Origin of the sequence: Roseisolibacter sp. H3M3-2, assembly GCF_029211165.1 — a bacterium.
In the GTDB taxonomy this organism is placed as follows: domain Bacteria; phylum Gemmatimonadota; class Gemmatimonadetes; order Gemmatimonadales; family Gemmatimonadaceae; genus Roseisolibacter.
In genome coordinates this window covers 1-1,345 of the sequence record NZ_JARGEK010000643.1, presented here as the reverse complement: position 1 = coordinate 1,345, position 1,345 = coordinate 1, and the positions used below count along the sequence as shown (strand labels likewise).

Sequence of the window (1,345 nt, the reverse complement as noted above, 5' to 3'; positions counted from 1 at the left end):
CGGGCCCTTGTCGTGGATGATGATCTCGATCGGGTGATCGGCCGGCAGCGCGCCACGCGCGATGAGCCGCCGGAAGGAGCGCAGCCGGCGACCGCCGGCGAAGACGCCGAACCTGCCCTTCTTGCCCGCGAGCGGGTGAACCAGGAGCGGGAAGATCTGGCCCTTGGCTAGCAGCGAGGCTTCCATCGCCTCGGTGGCTTCCATGTCGCGCTTGTCCTTGCGCGCGTTGAAGGGGCTCAACTCCAACTTGTCGATCGTAACGGGGATGCTAGGCATGGGAGGTCTCCGGCTGGGGAGCGCGCCGGCGTGCGTTGCCGGCGGCTCCCTTTGTTGGCCGCGACTTCGACCGGGCGACCTTCGGTTGCTCAGCGCCGGAATAGGGATACTCCGGCGTGTCGTGCGGGGAGGGGGAGCTGCTTCCGGCTGGCTCCCCCGAACTGGTGATCAGGGCGAGCTGCGGACCGTCGAGCGGATAGCCGAGGTCGAGCGCCGCGCAGGTGGGGCAGATGCAGGGCGCGGTCACCCACTGCTCCCCGGGTGCAGCTCGACGACGTTATCCGGCTCGCGGTTGTCGCGCAGGCGCATCAGCGCCAGACTCAGTTTGCCGAGCAGCTCGGTGGCGTGCGCCTCGTCCAGGTTGAGGATGAGGAAGGGCCGGAACTCGCGCATGGGCCCGGGATCGAGCGACAGCATGGCCGTCAGCTCGATTGTGTTCGCCTCGCCGATATCGGCATCGACGGACCAGGGCGTGAACGGGCCCGGCATCAGTCTAGCCCCAGCGCGGTGCGATAGGTTTCCATCAGCGCGTCGGCTTCGTCGCGCGCGTTCTTCTCCAGACGGCGCAGGCGGACGATCGCCCGCATGGTCTTGGTGTCGTACCCGTTGGCCTTCGCCTCGAGGTAGACGTCCTTGATGTCGTCGGAGGTGCCCTTCTTCTCTTCCTCGAGGCGCTCGATGCGCTCGATGAACAGGCGCAGCTGGTCGGCGGCGACGTTGTCGCTCATCAGTGCGCTCCCGAGGTGAGGGCGGTGGCGATTGCCGGCGCGTTGGCGGCGGCGAAGGCGTAGAACCCGATCAGCAAGGCAGCGAAGCCGGTGGCCTGCAGTGCCATGACGGCGCGATCGGTGGGCGAAGGCAGCAGCTGCTCGGCCGCGCAACTCGGGCAGGCGCACCAGGCGGTGTGGATGGTGGCGACCGATGCGCGGCGATCGCGGCGGCGGCGCGCGAGGTAAGAGCGGCCGGCGTGCGTGCCGACCGGCTTGGTGTTGGACGCCATGGGCGTTCCTCCGGCTAGAGGGCGGCGCATCAGCCGACCGCCTCGGGTTGCGCCACGGGCGGGATTGTC

The 1,345-nt window shown here is 68.9% G+C and carries 4 protein-coding genes; all 4 read right to left on the bottom strand.

Annotation, left to right across the window (positions count from 1 at the left end):
• Positions 1–276, bottom strand: a 276-nt coding sequence (locus tag PYV61_RS25380; protein WP_275836673.1) for a ParB/Srx family N-terminal domain-containing protein, incomplete at its 3' end; no start/stop codon positions are given.
• A gap of 243 nt (positions 277–519) precedes the next feature.
• The gene (locus PYV61_RS25375; RefSeq protein WP_275836672.1) at positions 520–765 is read right to left on the bottom strand and encodes a hypothetical protein; all 246 of its coding nucleotides are present in this window, start codon (positions 763–765) and stop codon (positions 520–522) included.
• A complete protein-coding gene (locus PYV61_RS25370) occupies positions 765–1,004 on the bottom strand; it encodes a DUF2312 domain-containing protein (protein WP_275836671.1) in 240 nt (79 codons plus the stop codon). Before PYV61_RS25370 ends, PYV61_RS25375 begins: the two co-directional genes overlap by 1 nt.
• Entirely contained in the window at positions 1,004–1,276 is a 273-nt protein-coding gene (locus PYV61_RS25365) for a hypothetical protein (RefSeq protein ID WP_275836670.1), read from the bottom strand. Before PYV61_RS25365 ends, PYV61_RS25370 begins: the two co-directional genes overlap by 1 nt.
• Positions 1,277–1,345: the final 69 nt, after the last annotated feature.